At 64.3% G+C, this 13,349-nt stretch carries 12 protein-coding genes; 2 read left to right on the top strand and 10 right to left on the bottom strand.

The window, feature by feature from the left end; genetic code table 11:
* The first annotated feature begins 139 nt into the window (after nt 1-139).
* A complete protein-coding gene (gene glgP / locus ACQCSV_RS04450; RefSeq protein WP_354154625.1) occupies nt 140-2,758 on the top strand; it encodes an alpha-glucan family phosphorylase in 2,619 nt (872 codons plus the stop codon).
* Nucleotides 2,759-2,788: 30 nt separating this feature from the next.
* Here glgP and ACQCSV_RS04445 read toward each other — a convergent pair whose 3' ends face one another.
* The 8 genes from ACQCSV_RS04445 to ACQCSV_RS04410 all read right to left on the bottom strand — a co-directional run bounded on the left by ACQCSV_RS04445 (nt 2,789) and on the right by ACQCSV_RS04410 (nt 10,478).
* On the bottom strand, nt 2,789-3,145 hold the full coding sequence (locus ACQCSV_RS04445) for a barstar family protein (RefSeq protein WP_282330038.1): 357 nt from the start codon (nt 3,143-3,145) through the stop codon (nt 2,789-2,791).
* An 8-nt stretch (nt 3,146-3,153) separates the two neighbouring features.
* The gene (locus tag ACQCSV_RS04440; RefSeq protein ID WP_354154626.1) at nt 3,154-3,639 is read right to left on the bottom strand and encodes a ribonuclease domain-containing protein; all 486 of its coding nucleotides are present in this window, start codon (nt 3,637-3,639) and stop codon (nt 3,154-3,156) included.
* Nucleotides 3,640-3,657: 18 nt separating this feature from the next.
* Nucleotides 3,658-5,769 carry a glycogen debranching protein GlgX gene (gene glgX, locus ACQCSV_RS04435; RefSeq protein WP_426939524.1) on the bottom strand — a complete coding sequence of 704 codons (2,112 nt, stop codon included), beginning with the start codon at nt 5,767-5,769 and terminating at the stop codon, nt 3,658-3,660.
* 187 nt (nt 5,770-5,956) lie between these two features.
* Nucleotides 5,957-6,946, bottom strand: coding sequence for a 23S rRNA (guanosine(2251)-2'-O)-methyltransferase RlmB (gene rlmB / locus ACQCSV_RS04430; RefSeq protein ID WP_282330035.1), 990 nt, complete (start codon nt 6,944-6,946; stop codon nt 5,957-5,959).
* 68 nt (nt 6,947-7,014) lie between these two features.
* Entirely contained in the window at nt 7,015-8,472 is a 1,458-nt protein-coding gene (gene cysS / locus ACQCSV_RS04425; RefSeq protein ID WP_426939198.1) for a cysteine--tRNA ligase, read from the bottom strand.
* Nucleotides 8,473-8,543: 71 nt separating this feature from the next.
* Entirely contained in the window at nt 8,544-9,026 is a 483-nt protein-coding gene (gene ispF / locus ACQCSV_RS04420; protein WP_354154783.1) for a 2-C-methyl-D-erythritol 2,4-cyclodiphosphate synthase, read from the bottom strand.
* 17 nt (nt 9,027-9,043) lie between these two features.
* On the bottom strand, nt 9,044-9,850 hold the full coding sequence (ispD, locus tag ACQCSV_RS04415; RefSeq protein WP_354154628.1) for a 2-C-methyl-D-erythritol 4-phosphate cytidylyltransferase: 807 nt from the start codon (nt 9,848-9,850) through the stop codon (nt 9,044-9,046).
* Nucleotides 9,851-9,995: 145 nt separating this feature from the next.
* Complete coding sequence (locus tag ACQCSV_RS04410) at nt 9,996-10,478, bottom strand: CarD family transcriptional regulator (RefSeq protein ID WP_026266570.1); 483 nt, start codon at nt 10,476-10,478, stop codon at nt 9,996-9,998.
* Nucleotides 10,479-10,748: 270 nt separating this feature from the next.
* Between ACQCSV_RS04410 and ACQCSV_RS04405 the strand changes: the two genes are divergently transcribed.
* On the top strand, nt 10,749-11,294 hold the full coding sequence (locus ACQCSV_RS04405) for a hypothetical protein (RefSeq protein WP_426939523.1): 546 nt from the start codon (nt 10,749-10,751) through the stop codon (nt 11,292-11,294).
* A 90-nt stretch (nt 11,295-11,384) separates the two neighbouring features.
* On the opposite strand, the gene ACQCSV_RS04400 is transcribed toward ACQCSV_RS04405, so the two are convergent.
* A complete protein-coding gene (locus tag ACQCSV_RS04400; RefSeq protein WP_185262586.1) occupies nt 11,385-12,065 on the bottom strand; it encodes a response regulator transcription factor in 681 nt (226 codons plus the stop codon).
* Nucleotides 12,062-13,270, bottom strand: a complete 1,209-nt coding sequence (locus ACQCSV_RS04395) for an ATP-binding protein (protein WP_354154784.1) — start codon at nt 13,268-13,270, stop codon at nt 12,062-12,064. The genes ACQCSV_RS04400 and ACQCSV_RS04395 overlap by 4 nt, the downstream gene beginning before the upstream one ends.
* Between the last annotated feature and the right edge of the window lie 79 nt (nt 13,271-13,349).

The raw sequence follows: 13,349 nt of genomic DNA, 5'->3' as shown, positions 1-13,349 counted from the left end.
GCGAGAAATGGCCCAGAATGCTAAGTGTGCTCTGCTTTTTGCCCCCGCGATTCGACTTATCCGCCACGCCAACTGTCATTTACCTAAAAGAAAGCCAAAGCGGTTCCAGACGTTGATGTTGTCGGTTAGTGTGGCGCAGGTGAAGGCAATCCGCAGATTTACCGTCAGAACAGTCCTCCCGGAACCCATCAGGCCGCTGGCCCGATTGGCCACCAACCTGCGCTGGTCCTGGCACCGGCCCACCAGGGAACTTTTCGCGGCACTGAACCCCCGCATCTGGGAAGAATCCGGCCAGGATCCCATCATTTTCCTGGGCCGGGTCAGCCGCGAAGAGTTCCAGCGCCTCGCCGCCGAGCAGTCAGTCGTTGACCAGGTCCGGGCCGCCGCCGAGGACCTTGACCGGTATCTTGAGCAGCCCCGCTGGTATCAGAGCCTGGGCGGGGAAGCCCCCGCCGCCATCGCATATTTCTCCCCCGAATTCGGCATCACCGAAGTCCTGCCGCAGTACTCCGGCGGCCTGGGCATCCTGGCCGGCGACCACCTTAAGGCCGCCTCGGACCTCGGCGTGCCCCTGATCGGCGTGGGCCTGCTGTACCAGGCCGGCTACTTCAAGCAATCGCTCTCCCGCGATGCCTGGCAGCAGGAGACCTATCCGGTCCTCGACCCTGACGGGCTCCCGCTCACGCTCCTCCGTGAGCCGTCCGCCGACGGCAACGGCCGGGCCCTGCAGATCTCGCTCCCGCTCCCCAACGGGCGCCGGCTGCTGGCACACATCTGGCGTGCCGACGTCGGACGCGTTCCCCTGCTACTGCTGGACTCCAACGTTCCCGGCAACGACGACGCGGCCCGCGGCATCACGGACCGCCTCTACGGCGGCGGCGGCGACCACCGCCTGCAGCAGGAGCTCCTGCTGGGCATGGGCGGAGTCAAGGCCCTGCGCGCCTACCAGCAGCTCACCGGAACCGCGGCGCCCGAAGTATTCCACACCAATGAGGGCCATGCCGGCTTCCTGGGGATTGAGCGCATCCAGGAACTGATGGCCGGCGACGCCGCCCTCAGCTTCGATGAAGCCCTCGCCGCCGGCCGGGCGTCAACGGTCTTCACCACCCACACGCCCGTTCCCGCCGGAATCGACCGTTTCGAAATTTCCCAGATCCACCACTTCTTCCAGGCCGGGCTCGCGCCCGCGGTACCGGTGGACCGGATCCTTGAACTGGGCCGGGAAAACTACGCCGATGGCAATCCCTCAGTTTTCAACATGGCCGTGATGGGGCTCCGGCTGGCACAGCGGGCCAACGGAGTCGCCAAGCTGCACGGCGAGGTATCCCGCGGGATGTTCTCGGCCCTGTGGCCCGGGTTCGACCACTCCGAGGTGCCCATCACGTCCGTGACCAACGGCGTGCACGTGCCCACCTGGGTGGACAGTCGTATCTCCCGGCTCGCGCGGGAACAGTTCGGCTCCGAGGCCGAAGCCATGGGCCGCTGGGACCTTGCCTACAACGTCAGCGACGCCGACGTCTGGGGGCTGCGCCGTGAAATGCGCACAGCACTCGTGGAGGACGTGCGCCGCCGCCTCCGCGCCGCGTGGAAGAAGCGCGGCGCCGCCGACGCCGAGCTTGGCTGGACCGACAGCGTCCTGGACCCCGATGTGCTGACCATCGGCTTCGCCCGCCGTGTCCCCACATATAAGCGCCTGACGCTGATGCTCCGCGAGCCGGACCGGCTCAAGGCGCTGCTGCTGCACCCGGAGCACCCGATCCAACTCGTGATCGCCGGAAAGTCCCACCCGGCAGATGACGCCGGCAAGAAGATGATCCAGGATCTGGTCCGCTTCACCGACGACCCCGAGGTCCGCCACCGCATCGCATTCCTGCCGAACTACGACATTGCGATGGCCAGGACACTCTTCCCGGGCTGCGACGTGTGGCTCAACAACCCGCTCCGCCCCCTGGAGGCGTGCGGCACGTCGGGCATGAAGGCCGCCATCAACGGTTCGCTGAACCTCTCTGTGATGGACGGCTGGTGGGATGAAATGTACGACGGCGAGAATGGCTGGGCGATCCCCACCGCCAACAATGACGCGTCCCCCGAGGAGCGGGACGACATCGAGGCGGCAGCGCTGTATGGACTCCTGGAAACGCAGGTGGCGCCGCGCTTCTACGGGAACACGGTATCTGACAGTGCAGGTGCTGCCGGACCGTCCACCACGGGTACGGAGAAAGTCCCCACGCACTGGGTGTCAATGATCAAGCACACGCTGTCGCATTTGGGCCCGGCCGTTTCCGCCGAGCGTATGCTTCACGACTACGTCAACCTGCTCTACCGCCCGGCAGCCGAGGCCGGACGCAGGGCAGTTGCCGACTCCTACGCCCAGGCCCGTGTCCTCGCGGCGTGGACGGCCAAGGTGCGTTCCGCGTGGCCGCTGCTGCACGTTGAACATGTCGACTCCGTGGGAGTTTCCGAGGATCCGCAGATCGGGGACACCCTGCAGGTGAACGCCTACATCGCGCTGCACACCCTGTCTCCGGACGATGTATCAGTGGAGGTGGCCTATGGCCGCGCCGAGGAAAGCGACACCCTGGCGGACGTCACCTTGATGGAACTGAGCTCGAAAGAGGACCTGGGCGACGGACGCCACCTGTTCAGCGGCTCCCTGCTGATCGACCGGTCCGGTCCGTTCGGCTACACCGTCCGCGTCATGCCCCGGCACGAGGCACTGGCTTCCAAAGCCGAGCTGGGGCTGATCGTCAACGCCTGACGGGCAGCGTCACATCTAGCAGCGTCACATTTAGAGGAGCACGGCCGTGACCGCCAGGTCACGGCCGGCGTAGCTCTCGGCATCCTGGAGGACCTCGCAGATGATCCCGAAGGACCGGTCACCGCGGAACGCTGCGGCCACCTCCCAGATGACGGTGACCGGGGTGCCCCCGTCCTCGCCAATGCTGTCCGCGAAATCGTGCAGGGAATCGTTCAGGGCGTCCATGTTCACGCCATAGTGCTCAGGGAATGCGAGCACTTCGCCGAACGTTTCCAGGACAGCCCTCTTGCTGTCGGCAGCGGGGACCATCAGGCTGCGGCGGCCGGCGTCGGCGACCTGTTCCCGGAGTTCTTCGATGGTCCAGGTATCGGCGGAGTAAATTTTCATGAGGGTGTTCAGCTGCCTTCTGCAATGAATTTGAACGAGTCGTAGTGGTCCTGGGTGTAGTACTTCTCGCCCGCGGAGCCCGTGATGATGCGTCGGGCTCCCCTGTCCGATTCACCCGGTGTGGGCACCGTGTACTCACGGTAATAGCCGGAGTCCTGCCGTGGAAGGATACGCTCGAAGTTGCCGAACGTCTTGTTGTCCTGGCTGTAGCGGTAGGGACCGCCGGCCCGGATCGCGGTGAGGATCGTCCGGGCTTCGTCCGGCAGCTGGGATTCCTTGACCGCGGGCAGGCCGGTTGGGTTAGCGGGTATTACCGCCGGGGCTGGAACCTCCACGGGACCGGGCGTGAGAGCGCTTGGACGCGGGGCCGCGCTGGAACTGGCCGCCGGCGTCGAACCTCCCGTCAGTGCATCGAGGAGCCCGCTGCCGCCAAAAGCGATCACCGCTATGGCCAACAGAACGGTCAGCAGCAGGGCAAAGGAGCGGTTGCGCAATCTTGGTCCCCTCCGCAGTTACATGCGGTAGATGTTGATCGAGTTTGCCTCGATGCTGTCTGTCTCGCCGGACGTCACGCGGACGCCCTGCCGAAGCTCGTGGAGTGGCGAGGTGGTCAGCCGGAGTTCAAAGATTCTGCGGGGCGTTCCGTCGTCGTTCTTGAGTTCCGGAAGGGTGATCTTCACGTCGGAGGTGCTGCCGTTGACCACCACGAGACCTGCCAGCGTACCGTCGTCAGAGCCAAGCAGGAGCTGCATGACACGGTGCCGGGGATCATTCCATTGATCCATGGACATGGGCTGCCCGGCGTGGTCAAACCAGTAGAGATAGGACTGCTCATCCCGAGCGGGAAAATCATAGGGTTGGCTCGCCAGGAACTCCTTGCGCAGTCGGACATAGCGTTTGGTGCTGCGGAGCATCTCCGCGGATTCCGGGGTCCGCGTCCAGTCGAGCCAGGCCAAGGGGTTGTCCTGGCAGTAGGCGTTGTTGTTGCCCTGCTGCGTGTGCGCGAGTTCGTCACCTGCGGTGATCATCGGCACGCCGAGGGAGATCATCAGGGATGCCATCAGGTTCCGCCGGGACTGCGCCCGCTTCGCCACGATGCCTTCGTCCTCGCTCCGGCCTTCGGCGCCGTGGTTGTAGCTGCGGTTATCCCCGTGACCGTCCCGGTTCTGTTCGCCGTTGGCCTCGTTGTGTTTGCGGTCGTATGACACTAGGTCGTTGAGCGTGAAGCCGTCGTGTGCCGTGATGAGGTTGACCGACGCAAGCCGGGACCGGCCCGACGCCTCAAACAGCCCGGCCGATCCCGACAGGGCATCAGCCAGCCGCGCCACGGAGCCGCCCTGGCCGCCGGCATCGATGGCCGCACGGTCGGCCAGCCAGAATGAACGGACGCCGTCCCGGAAGTGATCGTTCCAGTCAACCCAGCCGCCGGGGAATCGTCCCGTCTGCCAGCCACCGTAGCCGACGTCCCAGGGCTCGGCGATCAGTTTCACGTCGGACAGCACAGGATCGGCGGCCACGGCCACCAGGAACGGGTGCCGGGGATCAAAGTCGTTGTCCGCATTACGGCAGAGCGTCACTGCCAGGTCGAAGCGGAAGCCGTCAATATGGAATTCGTCCACCCAGTACCGGAGTGAATCCAGCACGAGCTGGACCACTCGGGGCTGGCCGAAATTCAGTGTGTTGCCGCAGCCCGTGGTGTCGATGTACTTACCGTGGCCGTCCGTGCGGTAGTACGTGTCATCGCCTAGTCCGCGGAAGCTGATGGCCTGGCCGTCGGGGCCACCCTCTGCAGTGTGGTTGTAGACAACGTCGAGAATCACTTCAAGCCCGGCGGCGTGGAGCAGCTTGACCATTCCCTTGAACTCGTCCTGGACGGCGTGCGGTCCGGCATCCTGCGCAGCCTGCGTTGCATAGGCCGGGTGCGGTGCGAAAAACGCTGCCGTGTTGTAGCCCCAGTAGTTGGTCAGGCCGAGGTTCTGCAGGTGCAGCTCATCGAGATGGAAGTGAACCGGGAGCAACTGGACAGCGGTGATACCCAAGCTCTTGAAATGCTCGATGATGGCCGGATGGGCCATACCTGCGTACGTGCCGCGCAGTTCCTCCGGGACATCGGGGTGGAGCATGCTCTGGCCGCGGACGTGCGCCTCATAGATGATGGTGTTTCGCCACTGCGTCCGGGGCCGTTCGTCGTTGCGCCAGTCAAAATCGCCGGCCATCCGGACACTCGTCAGGAAGCCTTCCCCCTGGTCCACCGCCCGGCCGTAGGGATCGAGCAGGAGAGGCTGCCCGCCGTCGTCGTCCAGATCAATAACGGGAACTGCCAGCGGCAGCGTCTCGGCCTTGGAAGTGGCGCGGAACCCGTACAGCGATCCGTACGGGAAATCCTCAACAATTCCGTGATGCACGCCGTGGGTGACGTTGGGCAAGGCTTGAAGATGCCAATCACCCCCGGCGGCCTTGTAGGCGATTTCAAGGTTCTCCACGGCCGGAGCGTACACGGCCACATTCGCGCTGGACTGCGCGGCATGATCCGCCCCCGAACCCGGGCGCGGAACGCTGACACCGAGCGGGTGCGCCGAAGAGGCATCCTTGGTGGAAGCGGTATCAAAAAGCGGCATGACCATCAGGTCAATGGTAGCGGCCAGCGGCTGTTGGACTGCACTGCCGCTTTTGTGACGCCGCCCGCTGGCCTTGGGGCTGTGTTCCGGGAGCCGCCGGGTGTTCCAACCCGAGAGCAAGACCCCTCCTGCCGTGATGTGGCATGAGGGGTCTCGACAGGCTCGCCCACCGGAGCGGCAGCCGCAGCGAGGACTACTTGACGGCGCGCTGCCTGGAGATTTCGTACAGCGAGATGCCAACGGCCATGGATGCGTTGAGCGATTCCATGGCGGAGTTGATCGGGATGGAGACGATCTGGTCGCAGTTTTCGCGGACCAGGCGGCTCAGGCCCTTGCCCTCGGACCCGACCACAATGCACACGGGCTCCGTGGCCAGGGTGAGGGCAGGCAGCGAAACGTCGCCGTCGCCGTCGAGCCCCAGGACAAAGATGCCCATGTTCTTGAACTGCTTCAGCGCGCTGTTCAGGTTGCCGGCACGTGCCACTGGAACGCGCACGGCCGCGCCCGCGCTGGTCTTCCAGGCCGATGCCGTGACGCCGACGGAACGGCGTTCCGGGACGATGACGCCGTGGCCGCTGAAGGCCGAGACGGAGCGGATGATGGCGCCGAGGTTGCGCGGGTCCGTGATGCCGTCGAGGGCAACAAACAGCGGCGCGTTGGCTACGTGGCCCTTCTTCCAGCGGTCCACAGTTTCCTCGGCCAGCTCGTACGCGTCCTGGTACTCGTAGGGCGGGATCTGCAGGACCAGGCCCTGGTGCACGGCGTCTTCCGTCATGCGGTCCAACTCGATCTTGCCGGTCTCGAGCAGCGGAATGCCGCGTTCGGCGGCGATCTTCAGCGACTCCTTGACACGGTCATCCATTTCAATCCGGATGGCGATGTGCAGGGCCTTCGCGGGGATCCCGGCGCGGAGGGCTTCGACAACCGAGTTACGGCCGGTGACAACTTCCTCGGTGGCACGGCCTTTGGGGCCTGAGCGCGAGGCGCCGGCGCTGCGAGCGCCCGTGCCGCGCTTGGCGGCCGAACGTTCGGACAGCTGCTTACTCTTGTGCGCCTTGTGGTACGGGCGGTCCTCCGCCTTGGGCGTGGGGCCCTTGCCTTCCAGAGCCTTGCGGCCATGACCACCGGTTCCGATGGTTGGCCCCTTCTTTGCTTTGACCGACCGGCGACCGTTGTTGGCCATGATTTTCCACCCTTGATTGTTTGACTGAGTCTGCTTACCAGTCTACTGAATCAAGTAAAATCGCCAGTTCAGTTCCTTTGCAGGCTCCAGGTAGCGCCTTCCGGGCCATCTTCGACGACGACGCCGGCCGCCTTCAGCGTGTCCCGGATGGCGTCGGAGGCTGCCCAGTCCTTGCCGGCCCGGGCCTGGGCACGCGCGGCGAGCTGGGCTTCGACGAGCACCTCGAGGGCCCTGTCCGCCTGGCCAGTGGCGACGGGCGCCGCGGTGGCGCTGAGACCAAGGACACGGAGCATGTCGGTCACGAATGCGAGCGCCTGCCGGGCGTCGTCGAGTTCCCCGGCGGTGAGCGCGGTGTTCCCGGCCCGGACAGTCTCGTGCAGGACCGCAAGGGCCGCTGGGACATTCAGGTCATCGTCCATGGCCGCGGCAAAAGCCTCCGGGACGGTGCCGTAGCTGAAGAAGCCGGCAGCGCCGTCATGAGTCATAGTGCTCCGAAGCGCACGACTGATGAACCCGTCAATCCGTTCGACGGCGGCCGCGGCGTCCTGCAGGGACGTGGGTTGGTAGTCCAGGACCGAGCGGTACTGCGCCTGCCCAAGGTAGTAGCGGACCACCCGCGGTGACGCGAGGTCCAGCATCTCCGCAGGGCTGATGGTGTTGCCGATGGACTTGGACATCTTTTCGCCCTGGTAGGTGACCATGCCGTTGTGCATCCAGAAGTTGGCGAACCCGTGCCCGGCGGCCTGGGACTGTGCCATCTCGTTTTCGTGGTGCGGGAAGCGCAGGTCCAGTCCGCCGCCGTGGATATCAAACTCGGTGCCGAGGTACTTTGTGACCATGGCGGAGCATTCCAGGTGCCAGCCCGGGCGGCCGGGGCCCCAGGGCGACGCCCAGATCGCCGTCGTCGGCTCTCCGTCTTTGGAGCCCTTCCACAGCGCAAAGTCGCGGGGGTCCTTTTTGCCCCGGGGATCGGCGTCCGGGGCACCCTGCATGTCGTCAATGTTCTGGCGCGTCAGTGACCCGTACTTATCCCAGGAGCGCACGTCGAAATAAACATCCCCGGAGTCGTCCAGCGCCGGGTAGGCGTGACCCCGGTCGATCAGCTGCTGGATCAGCTCATGCATTTCGGGGATATGCCCGGTTGCCCGGGGCTCATAGGTGGGCCGGGCAACACCGAGCGTGTCGTAGGCCTGCAGGAACGCCTGCTCGTAGCGGTAGGCCAGTGCCCACCATTCCTCCTCGCGGACGGCGTCCGGGCCGGCTTCGAAGTCCGGGGCGAACGACTCTGCAGACTTGGTCAGGATCTTGTCATCGATGTCCGTGACGTTGCGGACCACGGTGACCCGCAGCCCCCGGTACTCGAGCCAGCGCGTGAGCTGGTCAAAGGCGATCGCCGAGCGGATGTGGCCCACGTGCGGCATGCCCTGCACGGTGGCTCCGCAGTAGTACAGGCTCGCTTTTCCCGGGACGAGGGGAACGAAGTCACGGACTTCGGCGGCAGCGGTGTCATGGAAGCGGAGAGTCACCGCTCCAGATTAGCGGAAAAGGCCTGCGCGCCGGCTCCCACGCCCTATCCGGACTGAACAGCCCGGGTGTATCAGCGCGGATAGACCAAAGCGGTGGCGATGGCGGAGATGCCCTCGCCCCTGCCGGTGAAACCCAGTCCGTCGCTGGTGGTGGCAGTGACACTGATCGGAGCCCCCGCCGCCTCGCTCAGCACGCGTTGGGACTCTTCCCGCCGTGGGCCGAATTTGGGCCGGGTGGCCACGAACTGCACAGCCACGTTGCCGATCTCAAATCCCGCAGCACGGACAATCCTGGCCGCCTCTCCCAGCAGCGTGACGCCGGAGGCGCCGGCGAACTCCGGGCGGTCGGTGCCGAAGTGTGTACCGAGGTCCCCGATGCCGGCGGCCGAGAACAGTGCGTCGGCGGCGGCATGAGCCACCGGGTCTCCGTCCGAATGCCCGGCCAGGCCACGCTCGCCTTCCCAGAACAGACCGCCCAGCCAGAGCGGACGGGGAAGGTCATCGGAGGCGTAGGCATGGACATCAAGGCCGATTCCGGTGCGGGGCAGGATCATCTTGGTTTCACTCACGACTAACCTTCCACCCAGCGGATACCCAGCGGACCTTCCAGCAGGCCCTCGGCAATAATCAGGTCCAGCGGCGTGGTGATTTTCAATGACTGCGTGGAGCCATGGACCGCGTGCACCGGAACGTCCAGCAGTTCGACCAGCATCGCGTCGTCGGTGACCGCGGCCGCTTGTTTCTCATCAAAGCCCGACGCCGCCTGATGGGCCTGGATCAGCGTGGACAGGCGGAACCCTTGGGGTGTCTGGACCGCGCGGAGCTCTTCCCGCGGGGCAGTACCCGTCACGAGTTCCGGGGCGATGCTGGTGTCGTCACCGGTGGTGGGGGTAACCATCTTCACTGTATCCACCACCGGTACCGTCGGAATCACCGCAACGGCGCCGGCAGCCAGGGAATCAACTACCCGGTGGAAGACGTACTCGGGCGTCAGCGCCCTGGCGGCGTCGTGGACCAGCACGGCTTCGGTGCCGTCCAGCAAGGCGGCCAACGCTGACCGGACGGACGCGGCACGGGTGGCGCCGCCGTCGACCGTTGTCAGAACAGGAGGAGCGCTGTCCGGGTTTCCGTCGTGCGCTGCCCGGAGTTCCTCGGCGAAGTCCTCGCACAATTCCTGCAGGACGGCATCGCCGGGCGGAAGGGCCACACAGATCTGGCGTGCAACGCCGGCTGCGGCGGCGCCCCGGAGGGCATGGGTGAGGATGGTGTCGCTCCCCAGTGGCACACGCGCCTTGGGTATGCCATAACCCAACCGTTCGCCGGAACCGGCAGCCACTATGACGACGGCGGTGACGGGGCGCGGAAGTCCGTTGTTCATGCTGCCCAGCCTACGTGCCCGCCTGCCCGGCCTGCCGAATCCCGACCGTCCGACGCGCCTGGCGCATCGGACGTGGTCCGATCGTGGTCCGAAAAAGGGCAAAAAGAAGCCCCGGAGGCACTTGCGTGCCCCCGGGGTTCAATTCTTAGGAAGCCAGGACCTCGTCGAGAACGCTTGCAGCCTTCTCTTCATCAGTCTTTTCAGCCAATGCAAGTTCTGAAATCAGAATCTGACGGGCCTTGGCCAGCATGCGCTTCTCACCTGCGGAAAGGCCCCGATCGTGATCACGGCGCCAGAGGTCGCGAACAACCTCTGCTACCTTGATGACGTCACCGGAAGCAAGCTTCTCCAGATTTGCCTTGTATCTGCGCGACCAGTTGGTGGGTTCTTCAGTAAACTCGGCCCGCAGCACGTCAAATACGTGCTCCAGACCTTCCTTGCCCACAACGTCACGGACCCCAACAAGGTCAACGTTCTCTGCTGGAACTTCAATGGTCAGATCACCCTGAGCCACCTTGAGCTTGAGATACATTTTCTCTTCGCCCTTGACAGTGCGCATCTTGATTTCTTCAATTTTTGCAGCACCGTGGTGAGGGTAAACTACTGTCTCGCCGACCTCAAATACCATGTAAACATTCCCCTTTCCCGCAGACCAGTTTATCACGATCCAGGCATATGACTGGCCTCCAACCGGCCCCGGAACCCCGGAAATACGCGGAAAATGGGCAGAATAGACCCCCTTGGACCCCTTGACGGATGCAGATAATAGTGCATGCGCGGCCTGCTGCCAAGGGCAATGTGACCGCACGGAATCCTCGTTTGGCCCGGTTTGCCGTTAGGCTATGGCTGAATAATGTTTCAAGACTCTCGAGGAGTACGTGACGTGCGTTTCACTGCGATGAACCGGGCCCAGGGCGGAAAACTGGCACTGGCGGCAGGATCCCTGGCCCTCGTCCTGGCGACGATGACCGGCTGTGGCTACATCAACCCCCAACAGACTTCTCACCAGTACGCGGCGTCGGACGGTATCCGCGCCGACCTGGGTCCGCTGCAGCTGCGCAACATGCTGATAGTCTCCGCCGGCGAAGACAAGCCCGGCCGCCTGCTCGGCGCGGTTTACAACTCCTCTTCAAAGGACGTCAAGCTCACGGTCAACGGTGCCGAGGGTTCGCAGACACAGGTGCCGGTGAAAGCCAACTCCTACACCCTGCTCAACGACTCCACGGACAAGGCCATGCTCAGCACCAGCGGCGGCATCGCCGGTTCACTGGTGGACGTCAAGGTCACTGAAGACGGCACCAACGTGAGCAAGACTGTCCGGATCCCTGTCCTGGATGATTCGCTGGCGGAGTACAAGGAGTACCTGCCGGCTGGCAGCGAACCGACCGGTTCCGCCACACCCAGCCCGTCGCCGTCGGCCACCGGCACAGCCGCGGCCCACTAAACAGCAACAAAGCACAAAAGGAGGGTCTCCCCGCGGGGAGACCCTCCTTTTGTGCACTTGAAGCTTTGTATGCCTTACCGGTAGGGAAGCCTACGGCTCGAACTTGTAGCCCAGGCCGCGGACTGTTACCAGGTAGCGGGGCACGGACGGGTCCGGCTCGATCTTGCCGCGCAGCCGCTTGACGTGCACATCAAGGGTTTTGGTGTCCCCCACATAGTCCGAACCCCAGACCCGATCGATCAACTGCCCGCGGGTCAGCACGCGGCCGGAATTGCGCAGCAGCATTTCCAGCAGCTCGAATTCCTTCAGTGGCAAGAGGACCTGCTGTCCCTCCACGCTGACCACATGCCGTTCGATATCCATCCGGACAGGTCCGGCCTGCACCGTGGCGGAGATGAGCTCCTCAGGTTCACCCTGCCGGCGGAGCACGGCCCGCACGCGGGCCACAAGCTCGCGGGAGGAATAGGGCTTGGTGACGTAGTCGTCAGCACCCAGCTCCAGGCCAACCACCTTGTCTATCTCGGAGTCCTTGGCCGTCAGCATGATGACCGGAACGCTGGAGCGCTGCCGCAGCTGGCGGCAGACCTCAGTGCCTGACAGGCCGGGTAGCTGCAGATCCAGCAACACCAGATCAGCCCCATTACGGTCGAATTCGGTGATGGCGTCCAAGCCGTTGTCTACAACCTCAACCTCGAATCCCTCCTTGCCCAACAAATAGGACAACGGATCACTGAAAGATTCTTCGTCTTCAACAATCAAAATCCTGCTCAAGAGCTGGCTCCTTGCTCATGTACACCGCGTTCTTTAACACGCTCGGGTACGACTCGTTGTTTGGCACCTGCAGTATCCGGTTCGTCCCGGCTTTCCATCTCAGGCAGCCGCAGGGTGAAAGTGGAACCCTGGCCGGGCCGGGACCACAAGGTCACTTCACCGCCGTGGTTGGAGGCAACGTGCTTGACAATGCTCAGGCCCAGGCCCGTTCCGCCCGTGTGGCGCGAACGCGCCGCATCCACCCGGTAGAAACGCTCAAACACGCGCTCCTGGTCCTCCGGGGTCAGGCCCTCGCCCTGGTCCGTGACGGAAACGGCAATCAGCCCCTCCTTGGACCGGACGCCCACGCCCACCCTGGTGTTTTCCGGGGAGTAGCGGATGGCGTTGTCGATCAGGTTACGCAGTGCGGTCACCAGCAGGTCCCGGTCGCCGAAGACAGTTGCTTCAACCCGGTCACCCACTACGATCCGGATGTTCTTGCTTTCGGCGGGGAGTTGGGAGCGGTCCACTGCTTCGGTGATGACCGTGTTGATGTCCACTGCCTTGCCCTCCTGGGAGACGCTGGCACCCTGGAGGCGGGAAAGTTCGATGATGTCCTGGACCAGCGCGGCCAGGCGGCCCGATTCCTTGTGCATCCGCTTGGCGAAACGGCGAACAGCTTGTTCGTCGTCGGCTGAGGACTCCAGCGCCTCGGCCAGCAGGGAAATTGCGCCCACCGGGGTCTTCAGCTCGTGGGACACGTTGGCCACAAAGTCGTTGCGGATCTCCTCAGTGCGGGTGATTTCGGTGCGGTCGTCGGCCAGCAGGACAATATATTCCTCGCCGAGCATGGCTGCCCGGACTTGCACGATGATGGTTCCCTGGCCCAGCGGGCCACGCGGCAGCTCCAGCTTTTTCTCCAGGATCACGCCGTCGCGGCGCACTCCGGCCGTCATGTCCAGCAGCTCCTTGTGGACCACCGTATGGCCGCGTACCAGTCCGTACGCATAAGCTGCGGGGCTGGCCCGCACCACACCGTCCACGGCGTCCACCACTACAAAAGCCCGTCCGACGACGGCCAGCACCTCCGCGGCGCCGGCAGGCAAGGCAGGTTCGTCCATGTCGACGTCGACAAGCTTGCGCTGCTTTTCACTGATCCTGAAGGCGAGCACACCAAAAGTGCCGAGTGACAGGCCGACCAGGCCGGCGATGACACCGATGAGCATAGGATCCACAGCTCCAGCTTAGGCCGTGGTTCATTGCCGGACGGTGCGTCTTGGTCCTTAGGGGAGACGGTTCAACTAA

This window comes from Pseudarthrobacter sp. S3, assembly GCF_050156905.1.
Taxonomy (GTDB): domain Bacteria; phylum Actinomycetota; class Actinomycetes; order Actinomycetales; family Micrococcaceae; genus Arthrobacter.
The sequence above is the reverse complement of the archived record's forward strand: the minus strand, read 5'-3'. Positions and strand labels throughout refer to the sequence as shown.

What these genes read in the sequence shown, in the direction of transcription:
- ACQCSV_RS04445 (WP_282330038.1), bottom strand. Translation starts at nt 3,145, where the DNA reads ATGAAAATTTACTCCGCCGATACCTGGACCATCGAAGAACTCCGGGAA.
- ACQCSV_RS04405 (WP_426939523.1), top strand. Translation starts at nt 10,749, where the DNA reads ATGAACCGGGCCCAGGGCGGAAAACTGGCACTGGCGGCAGGATCCCTG.
- ispF (WP_354154783.1), bottom strand. Translation starts at nt 9,026, where the DNA reads ATGATCCTGCCCCGCACCGGAATCGGCCTTGATGTCCATGCCTACGCC.
- glgX (WP_426939524.1), bottom strand. Translation starts at nt 5,769, where the DNA reads ATGGTCATGCCGCTTTTTGATACCGCTTCCACCAAGGATGCCTCTTCG.
- ACQCSV_RS04395 (WP_354154784.1), bottom strand. Translation starts at nt 13,270, where the DNA reads ATGCTCATCGGTGTCATCGCCGGCCTGGTCGGCCTGTCACTCGGCACT.
- rlmB (WP_282330035.1), bottom strand. Translation starts at nt 6,946, where the DNA reads ATGGCCAACAACGGTCGCCGGTCGGTCAAAGCAAAGAAGGGGCCAACC.
- ACQCSV_RS04410 (WP_026266570.1), bottom strand. Translation starts at nt 10,478, where the DNA reads ATGGTATTTGAGGTCGGCGAGACAGTAGTTTACCCTCACCACGGTGCT.
- ispD (WP_354154628.1), bottom strand. Translation starts at nt 9,850, where the DNA reads ATGAACAACGGACTTCCGCGCCCCGTCACCGCCGTCGTCATAGTGGCT.